Genomic DNA, 17950 nt, shown 5'->3' on the forward strand with positions numbered 1-17950 from the left:
TCGTGAAGACCGGACGAGCGGTGAAAGTCGTCAGTGGTGCGGTCGCCGTCTTGTGCGCGGTCGTAACGCTGAGCGCGTGCGGTTCCGACAACGGATCCGGGGACTCGGCCGAGTCCGGCGAGCTGACGCCGGTGACGTTCGCGATGGCGTCCCCGAGCTGGAACGCCGGCTACGCGGTCATGGCCGTCGTCGAGGCCGAGGGCTTCTACGAGCAGGAGGGTCTGAAGGTCACGACCAACCTGTTCCCGTCGGCCACCCAGGCGGCGCAGCAGGTCGCCGGCGGCGGTGCCGACCTCGGCCTCATGACGGTCGAGCCCGTGGCCATCGGCCATGACAAGGACCTGGACCTGGCCTACTTCAGCTCCTACTGGGCGAAGTGGATCTACAGCCTCCAGGTGCCGGACGGTTCGGCCGTGCGGAGCATCGCCGACCTGAAGGGCAAGAAGATCGGTGTCTCGGCGGTCGCGAGCTCCGGCGCGACGTTCGCCCGTACCGCGATGGAGCTCAACGGGCTGGGCCAGAACGGCGCCACGCTGGTGCCGATCGGCGCCGGCGCCCAGCAGATCAACGCCATCAAGAGCGGCCAGGTCGACGCGCTGGCGCTCTGGGACATCCAGTACCAGATCGTCAGGAACGCCGGCGTCACGCTGACGCCGCTGCCGATCAAGGAGACGGCGGACGCGTGGGGCGGCGGCTTCGCGACGAGCCGCAAGAACCTCGAGGCCAAGAAGGACGTCCTCGAACGGTTCGGGCGTGCGGTGGCCAAGGCGTTCGTCTTCGCCAAGGCCAATCCCGAGGCCGCGATCCGCGACCTGTGGAAGCTCTATCCGGAGACCCGCGGGTCGGAACCGGAGGAGAAGGCGCTGGCCGACGGAGTCAAGGTCCTTGAAGTGCGCCTGGACGGGCAGGGCTTCGACGACAAGACGCTGGGCCGGATCGACGAGGCGGCGTTCACCCGTTCGCTCGACTTCATGGCCTCGGCCGGACTGATCAAGAAGTTCCCGGCGAAGGAGATCTACACCGACGCGATGTTCAAGGCGTTCAACGAGTTCTCCCACGACGAGGTCGTCAAGCAAGCAGAGAGCGCCGGCTGAATGCGGCTGGGGGTCGCGCTCGATCTGAGCTCCCAGGAGCCGGTCCGCCCGCAGGTGGATCGCGCGGTCACGCTGCTCGCCCGCGCGGAGCGGCACGGTTTCGACTCCGCGTGGGTGGGTGAGAGCTATCACGCGGCCGCTCAGCCGTTCCACCTTCCGTCCGTCCTGATGGTCCTGGGGCATCTGGCCGGGCGGACGTCCCTGGCGCTGGGGTCGGCGGTGCTGCTCCTGCGCGCGTACAGTCCGGAGAAGCTGGCGTACGAGGCCGCGCTGCTCGACCAGCTGTGCGGCGGGAAGCTCACCCTCGGCCTCGGGCTCGGCGGCCCGGAGGTCGCCCACCGGGCCGGGCTGCCCCCCTCAGGCCCGGCCGGCGCCGCCTTCGACGACACGCTGAAGCTGCTGCGCGACGCCTGGTCCGGCGACCCGAGTGCCGGCGCGCCGGTGGCGGTCCCGCCTCCGGTGCGGCGCGGCGGGCCGCGAATCCTGGTGGGCGGCAAGGTGGCCGCCTCGGCCCGCCGTGCCGCGACGCTCGCCGACGGCTTCTACGGCGCGACGAACTACTGCGACGACCTGCTGTTCCAGCAGGCGGCCGCCTACTGGTCGGGGCGCGGCGAGACAGCGGGAACGGTCGCCACCACCAGGTTCTGCGTCGTCCACGAGGACGCCGCCACCGCCCGCGAACTCGCCGCGCGCCACCTGAAGGCCGCGACCGGCTACTACACCGAACGGGGCCTGTGGACGGGTGCGGACGGCCCTGCCGAGCTTGAGCTCCCCATGGTGGGCACGCCCGACGACATCGACGCGACGATCGACCGGTACGTACGGGCGGGGGTCACGTCCGTACAGCTGCGGGTCGCCCCGCTCGGCACGCCCCCGGAGGTCGCCCGCCACACGCTCGACCTCGTCGGGCGGCACGTCCTCCCGCACTGGCACGACACGCACACGAGCTCTGATGGGAAAGACCGACGATGACGAGACGGCTCAAGAGCCTGACCGGCCTGTTCGCAGGAATCCTCATGGTGGCCACGCTGGGCGCATGCGGTGGGGAGGGGGGCGACCCGGCGGGCGGCGCCGGCCTCGACAAAGTCACCTTCGCCCTGAGCGCGCCCAGCTGGAACGCCGGCTACACCACCCTGGTGGTCCCCGAGGCCGAGGGCTACTTCAAGGACGAGGGACTCGACGTCGAGGTCCAGCTGTTCCCCTCCGGCACGCAGTCGGCGCAGCAGGTGGCCGCCGGGGGCGCCGACGTGGCGCTCATGACCGGTGAGCCGGTCGCGATCGGTCACGCCAAGAACCTGGACCTGGCCTACTTCGCGTCGTACTACCCGCACTGGATCTACAGCCTGCAGCTGCCCCAGGGCTCGGCGGTGCGGAGCGTCGCGGACCTGAAGGGCAGGAAGATCGGGGTGACCGCGGTGGCCAGCTCGGGCGGGACGTTCGCCCGCACCGCGATGGAGCTCAACGGGATGAGCGAGAACGCCGCCGGCCTGGTGCCGATCGGCGCGGGCGCCCAGCAGATCAACGCCATCAAGAGCGGCCAGGTCGACGCGCTGGCCCTCTGGGACACCCAGTACGCGATCGTCGAGGACTCCGGGATCCAGCTCACCCCGTTGCCGGTGCCCCAGACCGCCGGCATCTGGGGCGGCGGGTTCGCGGCGACGCGGAAGACGATCGCCGAACGGAAGGACGTCCTGGAGCGGTTCGGCCGCGCCATCGCGAAGGGCTTCGCCTTCGCCCAGGCCAACCCCGAGGCCGCGATCCGCGACCTGTGGAAGCTCCACCCGGAGACCCGGGGCAGCGGACCGGAGAAGGACGCGATGGCGTCCCAGGTCAAGATCCTCAAGGTACGGCTGGCCGACCAGGGGGTCGAGGACGGCGAGTGGGGCCGGATCGACGCGAAGGCGGCGACCGGGATGGTGGAGTTCATGGCGTCCGCCGGGCTCGTGGACAAGGCGTTCCCTGCCACGGAGATCTACACGACCGACCTGCTCGCCGCCATCAACGACTTCTCCTACGACGACATCCGCAAGCAAGCGAAGGACGCCTCCTGAGATGGGGCAGGAAGTGGAGACGCTCCGATGAGCAGCTCATTCGTGTACGCGTCGGTCAGGACCCCGTTCGGCCGGTTCAACGGAGCCCTGGCCGACACGAGGACCGACGATCTGGCCGCGACCGCGCTGAAGGGACTGCTCGACCGCTCGCCGGGCCTGGACCCCGGCCTGGTCGGCGACGTGTTCTGGGGCAACGCCAACGGCGCCGGCGAGGACAACCGCAACGTCGGCCGGATGGCCGTGCTGCTGGCCGGCATGCCCGTCTCGGTGACCGCCACCACGGTGAACCGGCTCTGCGGCTCGTCGCTGGACGCCGCCATGATGGCCTCCCGCATGATCGAGGTCGGTGACGCGGAGATCGCGATCGCCGGCGGCGTGGAGTCGATGACGCGGGCGCCGTGGGTCCTGCCGAAGCCGTCGCGCCGGTTCCCGGCGGGCGACGTCACCGCCGTCTCCACGACGCTCGGCTGGCGGCTGGTGAACGAGCGGATGCCCGCCGAGTGGACGGTCTCGCTGGGCGAGTGCAACGAGCAGTTGCGGGAGAAGTTCTCGATCTCGCGCGAGCGGCAGGACGAGTTCGGCGCCCGCTCGCACCGCCTCGCGGCGGAGGCGTGGGCGAAGGGCTTCTACGACGACCTCGTGGTGCCCGTCCCCGGCGCCGACCTGACCCAGGACGAGAGCATCCGTCCCGGCACCTCGCTCGAGGCGCTGGCCAAGCTGAAGCCGGCGTTCCGGCCCGACGGGACGATCACCGCCGGCAACGCCTCACCGCTGAACGACGGCGCGAGCGCGGTCCTGCTGGGCTCGGCGAACGCCGCCGCGGCCATCGGCCGTGACCCAATCGCGCGGATCGCCGGTCGCGGCTGGTCGGCGCTGGAGCCGCAGCAGTTCGGCTACGCCCCGGTCGAGGCCGCCGGCGACGCGCTCAAGCGGGCGGGCATCACCTGGGAGGACGTCGGCGCCGTCGAACTGAACGAGGCGTTCGCCGTCCAGTCGATCGCCTGCGTCGACGCCTGGCTGAAGCTCGGGCTGCGGGACACCGAGCTCGTCAACGCCAAGGGCGGGGCGATCGCCATCGGGCACCCGCTGGGCGCCTCGGGCGGGCGCATCCTCGGCACCCTCGCGGCGCGGCTCGTGGAGTCCGGCGAACGGTGGGGCGTGGCGGCCATCTGCATCGGCGTGGGTCAGGGCCTGGCGGTCGTGCTGGAGAACGTCGCATGACGCTGCTCTGCACCTCCGCCGACGAGGCGGTCAGCGGCATCGCCGACGGCTCGACGGTGCTGGTCGGCGGCTTCGGCACGGCCGGCCTGCCGTTCGAGCTGATCCACGCGCTGATCCGGCAGGGAGCGCGGGATCTCACCGTCGTGTCGAACAACGCGGGCAACGGGGACACCGGGCTCGCGGCGCTGCTCGCGGCCGGGCGGGTGCGCAAGATCCTGTGCTCGTTCCCCCGGCAGACGGACTCCTGGGTCTTCGACGAGCTGTACCGCGGCGGGAGGATCGAGCTGGAGGTCGTGCCGCAGGGGAACCTGGCCGAGCGCATGCGCGCCGCCGGAGCCGGGATCGGCGGGTTCTACACCCGTACCGGGGTCGGGACCCTCCTCGCGGAGGGCAAGGAGACCCGCGAGATCGACGGCCGGACGTACGTCCTGGAGCTGCCCATCGCCGCCGACGTCGCGCTCATCAGCGCCCACACCGCGGACACCCTCGGGAATCTCGTCTACCGCAAGACGGCGCGCAACTTCGCACCCGTCATGGCGACGGCCGCGACGACCACCATCGTGCAGGTGAAGCACGTCGTCGAGCCGGGAGCGCTGGACCCCGAGGTCGTGGTCACCCCGGGCATCTACGTCGACCGGATCGTGCGGGTGGCGTCATGATCGCTCAGCACGTTGACCGCGGCCCCCTCGGGCGGGACGAGATGGCGCGGGTGCTCGCGCGCGACATCCCCCACGGGGCGTACGTCAACCTCGGCATCGGCCAGCCCACGACCGTCGGCGACCACCTCCCCCCGGAGTCGGGGGTCATCCTGCACACCGAGAACGGCATGCTCGGCATGGGGCCGGCGGCGACCGGCGACGCGATCGACCCCGACCTGATCAACGCCGGCAAGCTCCCGGTGACCGAGCTGCCCGGCGCCTCGTACTTCCACCACGCCGACTCGTTCGCCATGATGCGAGGCGGCCACCTCGACCTGTGCGTCCTCGGCGCCTACCAGGTCTCGGCAGCAGGCGACCTCGCCAACTGGCACACCGGCGAGCCCGGCGCGATCCCGGCGGTCGGCGGAGCGATGGACCTCGCCGTGGGCGCCAAGCAGGTCTACGTGCTGATGTCGCTGTTCACCAGGGCCGGCGAGCCGAAACTCGTCAAGGAGTGCACGTATCCGCTCACCGCGCTGCGGTGCGTGGACCGGGTCTACACCGACGTCGCCACGTTCGAGATCACCGGGGACGCGGTCCTCGTCCGGGAGACGTGGGGGATCTCGTTCCACGAGCTCCGCTCGCGCCTCGACGTCCCGCTCACCGCGGCGACACCATGAGGAGGTTGGAGAGTGTCCACTAGACACCAGTTCTACATCGGGGGCGCGTGGGTCGATCCCGCTGAGCCGCGGACCCTGGGCGTCCTCGACCCCGCGACCGAGGAGACGTTCGCGGAGATCAGCCTCGGGACGGCCGAGGACGTCGACCGCGCCGTGGCGGCGGCGCGCGCGGCCTTCGCCACGTACGCGCAGGTCAGCGTGGAGCAACGGCTGGAGTACCTCCAGCGGATCATCTCCGGCTTCCGTGCCCGGCTGCCCGAGATCGCCAGGACGATGACGCGCGAGATGGGGGCGCCGATCACGTTCGCGACGCAGCGCCAGGCCACGGTGGCGCTGTTCCACTTCGAGGAGGCCGCCCGCGTGCTCGCGGACTACCGCTTCGAGGAGGAGATCGGCGCCGGGATCGTACGGCGTGAGCCGATCGGCGTCTGCGGCCTCATCACGCCGTGGAACTGGCCGCTCAACCAGGTCGCGTCGAAGGTGGCCCCCGCCCTCGCCACCGGCTGCACCGTGGTGCTCAAGCCGAGCGAGATCGCGCCGCTCAGCGCCATGGTGCTCGCCGAGGTCATCCACGACGCCGGACTGCCGCCCGGCGTGTTCAACCTCGTCAACGGGGACGGCCCCACGGTCGGTGAGGCCATCGCGGCGCACCCCGGCATCGACATGGTCTCGCTCACCGGCTCCACCGGCGCCGGCATCAGGGTCTCCAAGCTCGCGGCCGACACGGTGAAGCGCGTCGCGCTCGAACTCGGCGGCAAGTCGGCCAACATCATCCTGCCCGACGCGGACCTTGCGTCCGCGGTCGTCGCCGGGGTGCACGCGTGCTACACCAACGGCGGCCAGAACTGCCAGTCACCCACGCGGATGCTCGTGCACCGATCGCAGCGCGACGAGGCGTACGCCGCCGCGCGGCGGGCGGTCGAGGAGGTCCGTCTCGGCGACCCGCTCGATCCTGCGACCACGATGGGCCCCGTGGTGAGCCAGGCGCAGCTGGACAAGGTCACCGGGCTCGTGCAGTCGGGGATCGACGAGGGCGCGACGCTCGTGGCCGGCGGCCCGGAGCGTCCCGACGGGCTCGACAAGGGGTTCTACGTCCGCCCGACCGTGTTCGGCGACGTCACGCCGCAGATGCGGATCGCGCGCGAGGAGATCTTCGGGCCCGTGCTGTCGATCCTGCTGTACGAGACCGAGGACGAGGCCGTCGAGATCGCGAACGACACGCCGTACGGGCTGGCGGGCTTCGTACAGTCGAAGGACCCCGACCGCGCCCGCAGGGTCGCCAACCGCATCCGCGCGGGCCGCGTCTACCTCAACGGCGCCCCGTTCGACCGCAGCCTGCCGTTCGGCGGCTACAAGCAGTCCGGGAACGGACGCGAGTTCGGGCGGTTCGGCTTCGAGGAGTACCTCGAGGTGAAGGCCGTGCTCGGCTATCCCGAGGGGATGACATGGTGAACACCGACCGGCCGGCCGCCCTCCTGGACCGCGACGAGCTCTTCGACCTGGTGCGGCGGGAACGCTTCGCCCGCGACCAGCGGCTCTTCGACGTGATGCGCGACTGCTTCCACGACGACGCCTACGTCAGGACCACCTGGTACGACGGACGCGGCGGCGACGCCTACGTCGAGGCGACGAAGACGTGGATGGCGCGGACCGGCAACAGCAAACACTGGGTCTTCCCCGCCTACGCGCGGGTCGAGGGCGACCGGGCGACCGTCGAGAGCCCGGCCAAGATCTTCAACCGGACCACGGTGGAGGGAGTGGAGGTCGACTTCCACGCCTACTGCCGGTTCTTCTCCCGTGCCGTCCGGGAGGACGGACGGTGGAAGCTGCTGAGCTTCGAGGTCCTGCTGGAGCGCGACGAACTGCGGCCCGTCTACGCGGGCGAGCCGCTTCCGGTGGACGCGGCCGCACTTTCCGGGCTTCGGCCGTCCTACCGGTTCCTCGCCTGGATCCAGTCGACCCGCGGCGTGACGGTGAGCCAGGACCTGCTCGGCGACGACCGTCCGGCCGAACTCGACGCGTTCCACAAGACCGAGACCGCCTGGCTCCACGGCACGGGATAGCGGCCGGCGCCCCGGGCCCCTGGCCGACTCCAGTGTCCGTGAAGGCACCACTGATCCTGGCGGAGCCGGGTGTCAGCCTTATGACACCATTCATGCGTGCACCGTACTGACCGGTTCTCCGCGATCCGCGCAGATCTCCGCTGTGCGGATCTCCGCTGTGCCGGTCCCGGGGGCCGCATCGTCAGCTACCGCGGTCGTCGCGGTGCGGCGCGCGTTCAGGGCCGCGTTTCGCCGACGTGCCGGACCTCGCCATGAGCGCCCGCCACTGGCTCGGCCGGATGGCGGAGGGGTGGAAGAGCGCGAGGAGCCGGCACGGCTGGCTGGATCACACGGCGCGGGCCCTGATCCGCTACGACCAGGTCGACGCGGGCCGGCTGTCGGCCGCTCTCACCTACTACGCCTTCTTCGCCACCTTCGCCCTGGGCCTGCTGGGGTTCGCCATCCTCGGCCGGGTCCTGCACTCGCCGGCGGCACTGGCCCAGGTGCAGCTCTACCTGAGCGACACCTTCCCGCGCCTGGACGTCCAGGCGCTGCGCGACGCCGGTGACACCGCCGGGCTCGTGGCCTGCGTGGTCCTCCCCCTGACGGGCCTGTTCTGGATGGACACGCTCCGCTCGGCGACCAGGGCGATCTGGCGGCTGGAGGAGTATCCGGGCCGCTTCTTCCTGCGCCAGCTCATCGACCTGGGCATCGTGGCGGGGCTCGGGCTCCTGCTCGCGCTGTCGCTCGCCGTCGCCTTCTCCGCCGAATGGCTGCTGACCTGGGTCGCGGGCCACACCGTGGGCGTGCGGGCCGCCCCTGTCCAGTGGATGCTGCCGGTGGCGGCGTTCGTGCTGGGCAGCGGGGTCAACACGGTGCTGGCCATCGCGCTGCTGACCGCGCCGCCACGGCTGCACCTGTCGCCGCGGCGGGTGATCGGGCCTGCGCTGGTCATCACGATCGGCCTGGAGATCCTCAAGACGCTCGGCCAGGCCGTGCTCAACCTCACGGCCGCCAATCCCGCGTACCAGGTCGTCACGGGAGCGGTCGCGATGCTGCTCTTCCTCAAGGTGCTCAACCAGCTCATCCTCTTCGCCACCGCCCTGGTGGCCACCAGCACCACCGGAGAGGTCAAGGATCTGGCTAACGGTCGCCGTTCCTGAGCGGTGTCCAGGCGGTGTCCGGGCGGTGTCCGGGCGGTGGGCAGGACGACCTGGCCGGTGACGAACTCGCTCCACAGGCCGAAGGTCAGCCGGTCGCCCGGCTTGGCGGTGGTTTCGGCGAAGCCGACCGTGCGGCCCCGGTGCTGGCGCGTCGCGCCGAAGGAGAGCTGGAAGCGGATCGTGCCCGCGCGGTCCTGCGGGGGCACGGACGTGGGTGGCAGGATCTCGTCCAGGGCCCACCGGTAGTCCTCGCGGTACGGGTCCGTCCGCGGATGTCCCGAGCCCGCCGCCGATCCGCGACCCCGCCGGGCACGCCTGTGGTCCCTGCTCCTCGATCACGGTACGCGCGCACGTGGAAAAGGCCCCGGGATTGAAGCTCACCGACCGGTCGAACAGGAACACGAACCGCCGCGCACCGGCCGGAACCTCCCCCGCCTCGGCCCGGCTGCTCCGGTCGGCCTCGGCGTCCTGGAGTGTTCGCACGCCTGCGAGCATGGGCGAGGGCGCCTCCCACCCCGCGCGTCTCCCCGCTCTACCCGCCGTGGCCCGTCGCCTTGCCCGCCACGGCGGCGGCCGCGCGGACGAAGGCGGCCAGGGCTGGGGAGGTGGCGTGCTCGGGCCAGGCGAGGACGAGCGTGGTGGGCTCGGCATCATCGACTGGGACCGCGACCAGGTCGTCGCGGAGCTGGTCGCGGATGGAGGAGGGGAGGACGGCGACCATGCGGCGCAAGGCGATGAGGTGGAGAAGCTGCCCAAGGTCGTGGACCTCGGGTCCGTGTGAGCCACCCTCGGATGAGCCCGGCCAGCGCGGCAGGGGCTCCCCGGCGAGGTCGTTCAGGCAGACCCGGGTACGGCCCGCGAGGCGATGCGAGCGCGGAATCACGAGAAGTTGAGTCTCGGTCAGGAGGTCCTGGGTGTCCAGGCCGGTGAGGTCGTGGTGGGGGCGGTGAAGCAGGGCGGCGTCGGCACGACCCTCCCGCAGGAGGATCTCACGCTCGCCGAAGCTGCACACCAGCTCGACCGGCAGCGCACCCGGCTCAGCCTGATAGGCGTCGAGGATCGCGGGCAGGAGGCCGCCGTCGCCGCCCGGCTTGATGACCAGGACCAGACGTGGGTCGGCGCGGCCGGCCCGCCGGGTGCGGCGCGCCGCGGCCGACGCGGCGTCGAGCACCGTACGGCTCTCGCGGAGCAGGACGGCCCCCGCCTCGGTCAGGGCGACCCGGCGGCTGCCACGTTCCAGCAGGGCTACGCCCAGCCGTCGTTCGAGCTGCTGAATGGCGCGGGAGAGCGGCGGTTGGGTCATCCCTAGCCGGGCGGCCGCCCGGCCGAAGTGCAGTTCTTCGGCGACAGCGGTGAAGTAGACGAGCTCGCGGACCTCCAGTCTTTCCATACCCGCACGGTATCGCTGCGTTCCTGATCGGTGTTGGAGCTCCCGGCCGCCCTCGTGGTGGGCTGAACGCATGACAGAAACCACGACTGCCCTGGTCACCGGTGCCAACAAGGGCATCGGGCGCGAGGTCGCAGCCCGGCTCGCCTCGCTCGGCATGAACGTCCTGCTGGCCTCGCGCGACCCGCGCCGCGGTGCGGCAGCCGCAGCCGACCTGGGCCCGCGGGTGTACCCGGTCACCCTGGACGTCACCGACCGCGCCGGCGTCCTGTCCGCCGCCCGCTGGATCGAGGAGCGCTTTGGCCGGCTGGACATCCTGGTCAACAACGCCGGCATCTCTGGCGACCTCGCCGCCCAGAGCCCTGCCAGTGTCGAACTGCCCGCTGTACGCGAGGTGTTCGAGACCAACGTGTTCGGCGTGATCAGCGTGACCACCACGATGCTGCCGCTGCTCGCCCGCTCCCCCGCCGCCCGGATCGTCAATGTCAGCAGTGGACTGGGCTCCCTCGCCCGGATGACCGATCCCGAGGACTACTTCACGACCCGGCCCCCGTTGGCCGCGTACGTCCCGTCCAAGACCGCACTCAACTCGCTGACCGTGCAGTACGCCAAGGAACTGCGCAGCCGCAACATCCTGGTCAACGCCGCCGATCCGGGGCCGTGTGCGACCGACCTCACCACCGCGTTCCCCGGCCTCACCCGCACCGCGGCCGACGGCGCGGCCGTGGTCGTCCGGCTCGCCACGCTGCCCGATGACGGGCCGACCGGCGGCTTCTTCGACGAGCACGGCCCGGTTCCCTGGTGAGCTGCCTGTCAGGGAACCGAGGGACCAGGTGCGGGCAAAGCTGCTCTTCGGTTCGGCGCGGGCATTGCTCGTGAGGGAGGAAGTCGTCCAGGACGACGTAGAGCTGCTCGCCGGGCCGGCGGATGCGGGGACCACGTTCTGCTTGACCAGGTGTTCGGCGAGCTCGGTCAGGCTTCAGGTGGAGAACGCGGAGATCTTCCAGTCGGCGGGGGACGTCCGGCCGATCAGGCAGATGTGCTCACGCACCTGGCTGCTGATCATCCTGCGGCAGCCTGCCGCGCAACGAACGGAAGATCAATCACCGACCAAGGCATCCGAACCAAGCCACTAGCCGCGAAAAAAATGCGCCTATTCGCTTGAAAAGCGCGCAAATTACAGGAGATCACGCTAGCGTCCGGCAGATCATTGCAACCGCATCAGGAGTCACAAGCTTCATGCCGAACGTAGCCACCCCGACCGCCCGTCCTCGCCGTCAGCTCCGGCTCCCGCTCGTCTCCGCCGCGGTCGCCGCGTCCGTGGCGGCCGGTGTCCTCGTCGGGGGTGCTCCTGCGACGGCGCAGGCGGCCGCCCGGTCGTCCGCCGCGCAGGCCGCCTCGTTCTCGCTGGCGTACGTACGGGTCGCCGGCGCGTCCAGGATCAACCGGAACGGCGTCACGTGCTACTCCGGCCCGGTGAGCTTCGGCATCGCGCTGGAGGGGCCCAAGCCGGGAGCCAAGTTCTCGTACCGGTGGGTCGTGGACGGCAAGGTCTTCGAGAAGGGCACCCGGCGCCTGCCGTCGTACGGCAAGGGTGACTACTTCGGCACCAAGAAGCAGATCACCATGGGCCTCGGCACCGCGCACAAGGTCGTCTTCAAGCTCACCTCGCCGAAGAAGCTGTCGAAGTCGATCAAGTGGGTGATGTGCTGACCCGTCAGAGCCTGCAGCGGGCCCCCTTCGGCCGGCGCCTTGAGGTCGATCAGGTAGCCGGTCGCGGCCCGGCCGACGCAGGCGTTCGTGGTCAGGATCGCGCCGGGCTGCTCCCCCCTCGACGGTGAGCAGGTTGCCGCCGAGCGGACGGTTCGCCGATTCGCCGTGCTATGAGACGGACGGCCGATGGCCCCAGGTGGCCCAGCGCCAGAGCCATTCGAGGGGGCCCTGCCGGTGGCGGCGCAGCCAAAGGGCGGAGAACAGCCACTGGGCCGCCAGGATGACGCCCGCCGTCCAGTACGCCGCCGTCAAGGACTCGCCGATCGGCAGGCCGAGGACGCGGGCGGCCGCCAGGACGAGGAGGGTGGCGCCCAGGTAATGGGTCAGCGCCATCCGGCCCAGTGGCGCGAGCACGAACCGCAGCACCGGTCGCAGCGGCGTCCTGAGCAGGGCCAGCAGGCCGCACACGTACACGCCGACGAGCAGCAGGTCGGCGAGGCTGGACATCGAGGTCAGGTACGTCGTTGTGCCCACGGCCCGCATGCTGTCCCGCACCCACAGAGCGGCGGCCAGGCCCACGGCGAAGGACAGGCCCAGCAGGATCGGCCCTCGGGTGGACCGCTCGATCCTCTCGATCACCTTGTACCGCACCAGTGCCGAGCCCAGCAGGAACAGCCCGGCGATCAGCAACGGCCCGCCCCCGCTGAGGACGAGTGCCCCCGGGATCAGCACGGCGGCGAGGCCCGCCGTGGCCCAGCGAGGCAGCCAGGTCGAGGGCAGCAGCACCAGCATGCCGACGACGGCGTAGTCGGCCAGGATCTCGCCCGGCCACAGCAGCATGTGCAGGAGGCCGATCACGAGCAGCGCCGCGAGCCGGCGCAGCAGCACCACCCTGGGACGGGCGACGCCGCCCGCGGCGGAGTCCAGCAGCAGCGCGAACCCGATGCCGAACAGCAGGGAGAAGATCGGCAGCCCGAGCCACGGGTCCCAGTCGCCCATGGGCTGCACCGCGACGGCGGAGCCGCCGGTGGCCATGAGCTGGATGTTGGCGAGCAGGATCTCGCACAACGCGAACCCGCGGAGCACGTCGAGCGCGACGATACGGGGCCGCCCTGAGGCGGGCGCGTCGTGCGGGGGACGCTGAGGAGGCGAGGCACTGGGGAGATGTTCGCGTGACATGGGGCCTCATCCTGCAAGGCCGCCCGGTGCCGGGTACCGGCCGAAAGCAGGGTCCCTGTCCCTGCTTTCGGCCACATCAAGGGTCACCGCGTCCGCGCGGTGGCCTGGCGGAACCCTCATGGGGCTGGATCATGTCCGCAGGACCGGCATGCCCGTTCCGGCCTCCAGGACCGTGAGACCGTTCAGGGGGCGGCTGAGTACACGAGGTCGTGGTCACCGTTCCTGAGAGGCCGGCATCCAGGGATCACCGAGCGGCGGCTTCACCGGCGTCCACCCCTGATGACGCATGAACCGCCTGATGAGGGCGACCCCAGCGAACCAGAAGAGCACGTAGACCGCGAGGCGGAGCGTCACGTACTCGGCCGTGATCTGCCCCGGGTCCTCCATGACGTCGACGGCGACGTTGAGCAGCGCCGGGACGAAGACGAAACCGCTCCAGCCGAGTAACACGATGCGCCGGTCGGTGAACTGCTTCATGCGCCCTCCAGGGGCTCGGGTCACCCCCATGATCGCGTACGTCCCGGGCGCCGGGCCAGTTCTCAGACCGAGGACGGCACGGGCTCAGGGCGGTGGCCGCCCGCGGGACGGCGGGTGATGGCGTTCAGGCGGTTGACGGTGTTCATGAGGGAGACGAGGGAGACCAGGGCGGCGAGCTGGTCCTCGTCGTAGTGCTCGGCGGCCTGGGCCCAGGTCTCGTCGGTGACGCCCGGGGCGCCGTCGGCGATGCGGGTGCCCTCTTCGGCCAGGCGGAGGGCGGCACGCTCGGCCTCGGTGAAGATCGTCGCCTCCCGCCAGACGGCGACCATGTGGAGGCGTTCGGGCTTCTCGCCCGCTTGGACGGCGTTCCTGGTGTGGATGTCGACGCAGACGGCGCAACCGTTGATCTGGCTGATGCGCAGCGCCACGAGCTCCTGGGTGCTCTGAGGCAGGCCGCTCTCCTGCAGGATCTTGCCGGCGGACATGAGGTGCTTCACGAGCTTGCCGGTGGTCGGCTGGCTCATGACGTCGAGACGGGCTTCCATGATGTGCTCCTTTGTGTGGTCAGCAGTCACCTCTAAGACGAGAGCCGACCTCCCCCTGTGACACCTCCGCCACCGACCCCGAGCAACGGCCGGTTCGGTCAGCCCGTGAACGCGGCCAAGATGTCCATGGAGCCGTCCCCAGCGTCGCTGATCCTCAGGTAGACTCCTCGGCTGGCCCGTTCAGCGCTCACACCGTCGAGGCCGTCGACACAGCGAGAGCACTCGTCACTCGGATCGTCGATGCGGCTCCACCCCATCGCGAGGAACTTCTCGAAGACCTGCTCGCTGGTCATCGTGCCCTTCGCCCTGAAGACGAGGGAGCCGCCGCTCCCCGACTCGCAGTCGTCCTCCTCCATGACGGACTCGGAGACGGCTTTGGGGAGAGGGTCCATCACGATCTGCTTGAGCTGGTCGATCTCCTGCCGCGCCTGTGTCTCGCACCATGCCTTGCAGCCGGTCGTCGTCGAGGCGACCAGGATGGCTGCCGCTGCGGTGAGAGCACAGGTCCTCGTCATGCCGCCTCGTCCTTGGGGGTCGGGGCAAGGCGGAGGTGACGGGGGTTCGTGTCTTCGTCGGGGAAGACCCACTTGCGGAACGCCCAGAAACGGAAGATCATCGCGACCAGGGTGCCGATGAGCTGGGCGCTGGTGAAGTCGGCGATCTCCTGGGTGAGCAGGGTGACGTGGGGGGTCTCCAGGAGGAGGACGTACCTGGAGATCCACAGCGGCACCGAGCTGAGCACCAAACCGACGCCGCTGACCAGGAAGAACAGCGCCGCCTCGTGATGGCGCTCGCGACCGCCCCGCGTGCGGAACGACCATTCGCGGTTGAGGACGTACGACACGATGGTGGCCACCAGCACGGCGATGACCTTGGCGGTCACCGGCTTGGGCTCCAGGACGGTCAGTTTCAGGCCGTAGAAGACCGCGTTGTCCACCAGGAACGCCGCTCCGCCCACCACCGCGAACTTCAGCATCTCGCGGTATCTCCACACCAGGCCGTGCAGGAACGTCGGCAATATGGCGAATGCGGCTCTTTCGACACGCCCCGATCTGCTCATGAGGCAGTCATCCTAGACCCGCCGACCCGGGCTCGCGGCGGATCGGTGGACGTGGGTCAGACGGCGAACAGCAGGGCGGCGTCGAGCAGCACGAGGACCGCGGTGGCGAAATGGACGCCGAAGGCGGTGGCCTTGGTGCCGCCGTTGCGCAGCACGATGACGGTGTCGGCCAGCGGCGCCAAGGCGGCGAGCAGCATGAACCAGGCTTCGGCCCGCGCGCCGACGAAGGCCAGCAGAGCCAGGCCGATCAGCCCGTACGTGCCGTCGCGCACGCCCTTGATCGTCAGGTACGCGCGGTCGGTCGTGGCGGGCACGCCGTAACCGGTGGCGGCCGCGTACGGCTGGAACAGGAAACGGACCCCGATGAGCAGGCAGAGCGCGTTGATGAGGATGGCGAGACCGTAGGCGACAACGGTGAGCATGACGTGACTCCCAAAAAACTAGCACTGCTAGGAACAAGTACGACGCTAGCAGAGCGGCGGCAATTGTTCTAGCGGTGCTAGATTTGGTGTCATGTCGATCCAGAGCCGTAAGGAACGCGAACGCGCCCAGCGAGAAAAGCTGATCATCGCCGCCGCGCGCGAGCTGGCCGAGACCGAGGGCTGGGAGGCGGTCACCACGCGGCGGCTGGCCGAGGAGGTCGAATACAGCCAGCCCGTCCTCTACAGCCACTTCAAGGGCAAGGACGCCATCGTCACCGCCGTCGCCCTCGAAGGCATCACCGACCTGGCCGCCGAGCTGCACGCCGCCCGCACCGCCGCCCACGACCCCGCCGCCGCACTCGCCGGGCTCAGCACCGCGTACGTGGCCTTCGCCGAGCAGCGGCCCGCCCTCTACGAGGCCATGTTCAGCCGCCACGTCGACCTGCCCTTCGCCACCCCGGAGGCCCCGCCGGCGCTGAAGGAGGCGTTCGGCGAGTTCGTCGCGGCCGTACGCCCCTACGCCCACGACACCGCCCCCGAGATGCTGGCCGAGATCCTCTGGGCCGCCCTGCACGGCCAGGTCACGCTGATGCGCGGTGGCCGCATCCCCCGCGAGGTCCAGGAGCACAGGCTGGCGGTCCTCCTGGCCAGGTTCACCCAGGAGCCGGCGGGCTCCGGGCGGGCAGGATGAGGGTGCGCGCGGCCTCACCGTCCCTTCCGCCATGGTGATCGTCCGCCGGGCGCCCAACCCCCCACTTTTGTGATGTACGCCACCGGCTTCGGATGTCACGTGGCCGGCGAAGCGGGCGTCTTGTATACGAAGCGACGCCGAGCAGGCAGGAGCCAGTGATGAACGAGCAGAGCCCGACGGCCGGCGGCCGCACCTTCCTGAGGATCGCGGTCGCCGTACAGACCGTGGCCCTCTTCTTCCAGGCGATCACCGCCGGCGTGCTGCTGGCCTCGTCGCACGAATCGGAGCTGCACCACATCGGCTCGTACGTGACGTACGGCACGACCGTGCTGTACCTGCTCGCCGCCGTCCTGGCCTGGCGTCCCGGCGGCGGCGGCCCCCGCCCCATCCTGTACGCCGCCGGCTTCCTCGTCCTGGCCTCGGTGCAGGTGGCGTCGGGCATCGCGGGCCTGACCCCGCTCCACGTCCCCTTGGGCGTCCTGATGTTCGCCCTCAGCACCCTGGCCCTGGCCCGCCTGTTTCCCACCCGCAGTGCGTCCGCGGTGAGTCCGCGGTGAGTCAGGCCGCCTCGACGCCGATGTGGGTGCGGTGGTGGTGAGGAGTGTCGATCTCGTCCAGGAGAGCGACGGCCAGGTCGGTGTAGGAGATGCGGCCGGCCGGGTCGGCGGCCGTGATCGAGTAGCGGCCGGTTCGGGGGGCGGTGGGGTCGAAGTCGCCGGCCGGGCTGACGATCAGCCAGTCCAGCGCCGAGGCGCGCAACCCGGTCGCCATCGCGGCGTGGCCCAGGCAGAGGGGGCGGTACTCCGGTGGGAAGCCCGGGGCGTCCATCAGGCGGGTTCCGCCGGCGGTCCGCAGGGTGGCCGCCAGCCCCACGACGATCAGGCGAGGCACGCCTGAGCGGCTCAAGCCGTCGATGAGGGCCTTGGCGGCGGCTGGGAAGAACGTCTCGGGTGGGGTGGCGTAGGCGGTCATGATGACGGCGTCGTGGCCGGTGGTGAGGTGGGCGATGGCGCCGGGGTCGGTGACGTCGCCGGGCGCCATGTCCGCTCCTGCTACGACCGTGGCCGGGTCGCGGACGACCGCCATCACCTCGTGGCCCCGTCGCAGGGCCTCCCCCACGGCCGCCCTACCGGCCCGGCCGCCCGCGCCGAACACTGCGATTCTGCTCATGACCGGCAAGGTAGCCGGATGCATGGTTACCGCCTGGACAGTTACGGTGAGGCTGTGCGTGAGCCGCTGGATCCGGAGATGTTCGACCCGGTCTGTCCCTCCGAGGTGATGCCGATCAGGGTGGGGGACAAATGGGGCGGGATGATCATTCAGTGCCTTGAGGAAGGCCCGCGGCGGTTCTCCGAGCTGATGGTCCCGCTGCGGACCGTCACCCCCAAGGTCCTCACGAAGTCGCTGCGCGCGCTGGAGCGCGACGGCTTCGTCGTCCGTACGGAACGCGCCGGGCCGAGGCACGTCGAGTACGCCCTGACCCCGCTCGGCCGCAGCCTCCTCGACCTGCTGGACGCGGCCCGCGCCTGGGCCGAGACGCACATGGACGCGCTCCTCGACGCCCGCGAGGCGGCGCAATGATCGGCG

The 17950-nt window shown here is 70.7% G+C and carries 23 protein-coding genes; 15 read left to right on the plus strand and 8 right to left on the minus strand.

Annotation, left to right across the window (positions count from 1 at the left end):
• Positions 1-2 precede the first annotated feature (2 nt).
• The 9 genes from ACFFR3_RS32465 (at position 3) to ACFFR3_RS32505 (ending at position 8889) form a co-directional block, all read left to right on the plus strand.
• Positions 3-1094, plus strand: a complete 1092-nt coding sequence (locus tag ACFFR3_RS32465; protein WP_364367104.1) for an ABC transporter substrate-binding protein — start codon at positions 3-5, stop codon at positions 1092-1094.
• On the plus strand, positions 1095-2066 hold the full coding sequence (locus ACFFR3_RS32470) for an LLM class flavin-dependent oxidoreductase (RefSeq protein WP_364367107.1): 972 nt from the start codon (positions 1095-1097) through the stop codon (positions 2064-2066).
• Positions 2063-3145 (plus strand): ABC transporter substrate-binding protein, encoded by a 1083-nt coding sequence (locus ACFFR3_RS32475; protein ID WP_379484380.1) that lies wholly within the window; start codon positions 2063-2065, stop codon positions 3143-3145. The genes ACFFR3_RS32470 and ACFFR3_RS32475 overlap by 4 nt, the downstream gene beginning before the upstream one ends.
• A gap of 27 nt (positions 3146-3172) precedes the next feature.
• Complete coding sequence (locus ACFFR3_RS32480; RefSeq protein WP_345391703.1) at positions 3173-4366, plus strand: thiolase family protein; 1194 nt, start codon at positions 3173-3175, stop codon at positions 4364-4366.
• Positions 4363-5025: a 3-oxoacid CoA-transferase subunit A gene (locus ACFFR3_RS32485; RefSeq protein WP_345391706.1), complete on the plus strand. Its 663-nt coding sequence runs from the start codon at positions 4363-4365 to the stop codon at positions 5023-5025. Before ACFFR3_RS32480 ends, ACFFR3_RS32485 begins: the two co-directional genes overlap by 4 nt.
• Positions 5022-5684: a 3-oxoacid CoA-transferase subunit B gene (locus ACFFR3_RS32490; protein WP_379484381.1), complete on the plus strand. Its 663-nt coding sequence runs from the start codon at positions 5022-5024 to the stop codon at positions 5682-5684. Before ACFFR3_RS32485 ends, ACFFR3_RS32490 begins: the two co-directional genes overlap by 4 nt.
• A gap of 12 nt (positions 5685-5696) precedes the next feature.
• Positions 5697-7136: an aldehyde dehydrogenase family protein gene (locus ACFFR3_RS32495; protein ID WP_345391709.1), complete on the plus strand. Its 1440-nt coding sequence runs from the start codon at positions 5697-5699 to the stop codon at positions 7134-7136.
• Positions 7130-7747 (plus strand): nuclear transport factor 2 family protein, encoded by a 618-nt coding sequence (locus ACFFR3_RS32500; RefSeq protein ID WP_345391712.1) that lies wholly within the window; start codon positions 7130-7132, stop codon positions 7745-7747. Before ACFFR3_RS32495 ends, ACFFR3_RS32500 begins: the two co-directional genes overlap by 7 nt.
• Positions 7748-7998: 251 nt before the next feature.
• The gene (locus ACFFR3_RS32505; RefSeq protein ID WP_379484382.1) at positions 7999-8889 is read left to right on the plus strand and encodes a YihY/virulence factor BrkB family protein; all 891 of its coding nucleotides are present in this window, start codon (positions 7999-8001) and stop codon (positions 8887-8889) included.
• 532 nt (positions 8890-9421) lie between these two features.
• Here the strand turns inward: ACFFR3_RS32505 and ACFFR3_RS32510 are convergent.
• Positions 9422-10279, minus strand: a complete 858-nt coding sequence (locus tag ACFFR3_RS32510; protein WP_379484383.1) for a LysR family transcriptional regulator — start codon at positions 10277-10279, stop codon at positions 9422-9424.
• Positions 10280-10349: 70 nt separating this feature from the next.
• On the opposite strand from ACFFR3_RS32510, the gene ACFFR3_RS32515 reads away from it, so the two are divergent.
• The 3 genes from ACFFR3_RS32515 (at position 10350) to ACFFR3_RS32525 (ending at position 11989) form a co-directional block, all read left to right on the plus strand.
• Positions 10350-11081 (plus strand): SDR family oxidoreductase, encoded by a 732-nt coding sequence (locus tag ACFFR3_RS32515; RefSeq protein WP_345391721.1) that lies wholly within the window; start codon positions 10350-10352, stop codon positions 11079-11081.
• A gap of 28 nt (positions 11082-11109) precedes the next feature.
• Entirely contained in the window at positions 11110-11412 is a 303-nt protein-coding gene (locus ACFFR3_RS32520) for a hypothetical protein (RefSeq protein WP_379484384.1), read from the plus strand.
• Between the two features lie 103 nt (positions 11413-11515).
• The gene (locus tag ACFFR3_RS32525; RefSeq protein WP_345391724.1) at positions 11516-11989 is read left to right on the plus strand and encodes a hypothetical protein; all 474 of its coding nucleotides are present in this window, start codon (positions 11516-11518) and stop codon (positions 11987-11989) included.
• A 168-nt stretch (positions 11990-12157) separates the two neighbouring features.
• On the opposite strand, the gene ACFFR3_RS32530 is transcribed toward ACFFR3_RS32525, so the two are convergent.
• The 6 genes from ACFFR3_RS32530 to ACFFR3_RS32555 form a co-directional block, all read right to left on the minus strand.
• Entirely contained in the window at positions 12158-13168 is a 1011-nt protein-coding gene (locus tag ACFFR3_RS32530; protein WP_379484385.1) for a DUF418 domain-containing protein, read from the minus strand.
• Positions 13169-13381: 213 nt separating this feature from the next.
• Positions 13382-13645 carry a hypothetical protein gene (locus tag ACFFR3_RS32535; protein ID WP_345391733.1) on the minus strand — a complete coding sequence of 88 codons (264 nt, stop codon included), beginning with the start codon at positions 13643-13645 and terminating at the stop codon, positions 13382-13384.
• A gap of 62 nt (positions 13646-13707) precedes the next feature.
• The gene (locus tag ACFFR3_RS32540) at positions 13708-14190 is read right to left on the minus strand and encodes a carboxymuconolactone decarboxylase family protein (RefSeq protein ID WP_345391736.1); all 483 of its coding nucleotides are present in this window, start codon (positions 14188-14190) and stop codon (positions 13708-13710) included.
• A 98-nt stretch (positions 14191-14288) separates the two neighbouring features.
• Positions 14289-14705, minus strand: a complete 417-nt coding sequence (locus tag ACFFR3_RS32545) for a hypothetical protein (RefSeq protein WP_379484386.1) — start codon at positions 14703-14705, stop codon at positions 14289-14291.
• The gene (locus ACFFR3_RS32550) at positions 14702-15250 is read right to left on the minus strand and encodes a GtrA family protein (protein WP_364367141.1); all 549 of its coding nucleotides are present in this window, start codon (positions 15248-15250) and stop codon (positions 14702-14704) included. Before ACFFR3_RS32550 ends, ACFFR3_RS32545 begins: the two co-directional genes overlap by 4 nt.
• Before the next feature lie 56 nt (positions 15251-15306).
• Positions 15307-15672: a DUF4267 domain-containing protein gene (locus tag ACFFR3_RS32555; protein ID WP_345391742.1), complete on the minus strand. Its 366-nt coding sequence runs from the start codon at positions 15670-15672 to the stop codon at positions 15307-15309.
• Positions 15673-15763: 91 nt separating this feature from the next.
• Between ACFFR3_RS32555 and ACFFR3_RS32560 the strand changes: the two genes are divergently transcribed.
• On the plus strand, positions 15764-16363 hold the full coding sequence (locus tag ACFFR3_RS32560; protein ID WP_364367144.1) for a TetR/AcrR family transcriptional regulator: 600 nt from the start codon (positions 15764-15766) through the stop codon (positions 16361-16363).
• A gap of 158 nt (positions 16364-16521) precedes the next feature.
• Complete coding sequence (locus ACFFR3_RS32565) at positions 16522-16920, plus strand: hypothetical protein (protein WP_345391748.1); 399 nt, start codon at positions 16522-16524, stop codon at positions 16918-16920.
• Between the two features lies 1 nt (position 16921).
• Here ACFFR3_RS32565 and ACFFR3_RS32570 read toward each other — a convergent pair whose 3' ends face one another.
• A complete protein-coding gene (locus tag ACFFR3_RS32570; RefSeq protein ID WP_345391751.1) occupies positions 16922-17533 on the minus strand; it encodes an NAD(P)-dependent oxidoreductase in 612 nt (203 codons plus the stop codon).
• A gap of 54 nt (positions 17534-17587) precedes the next feature.
• Between ACFFR3_RS32570 and ACFFR3_RS32575 the strand changes: the two genes are divergently transcribed.
• Entirely contained in the window at positions 17588-17944 is a 357-nt protein-coding gene (locus ACFFR3_RS32575) for a winged helix-turn-helix transcriptional regulator (protein ID WP_345391754.1), read from the plus strand.
• Positions 17945-17950 lie beyond the last annotated feature (6 nt).

This window comes from Nonomuraea salmonea, from assembly GCF_042428605.1.
Taxonomy (GTDB): Bacteria; Actinomycetota; Actinomycetes; order Streptosporangiales; family Streptosporangiaceae; genus Nonomuraea; species Nonomuraea salmonea.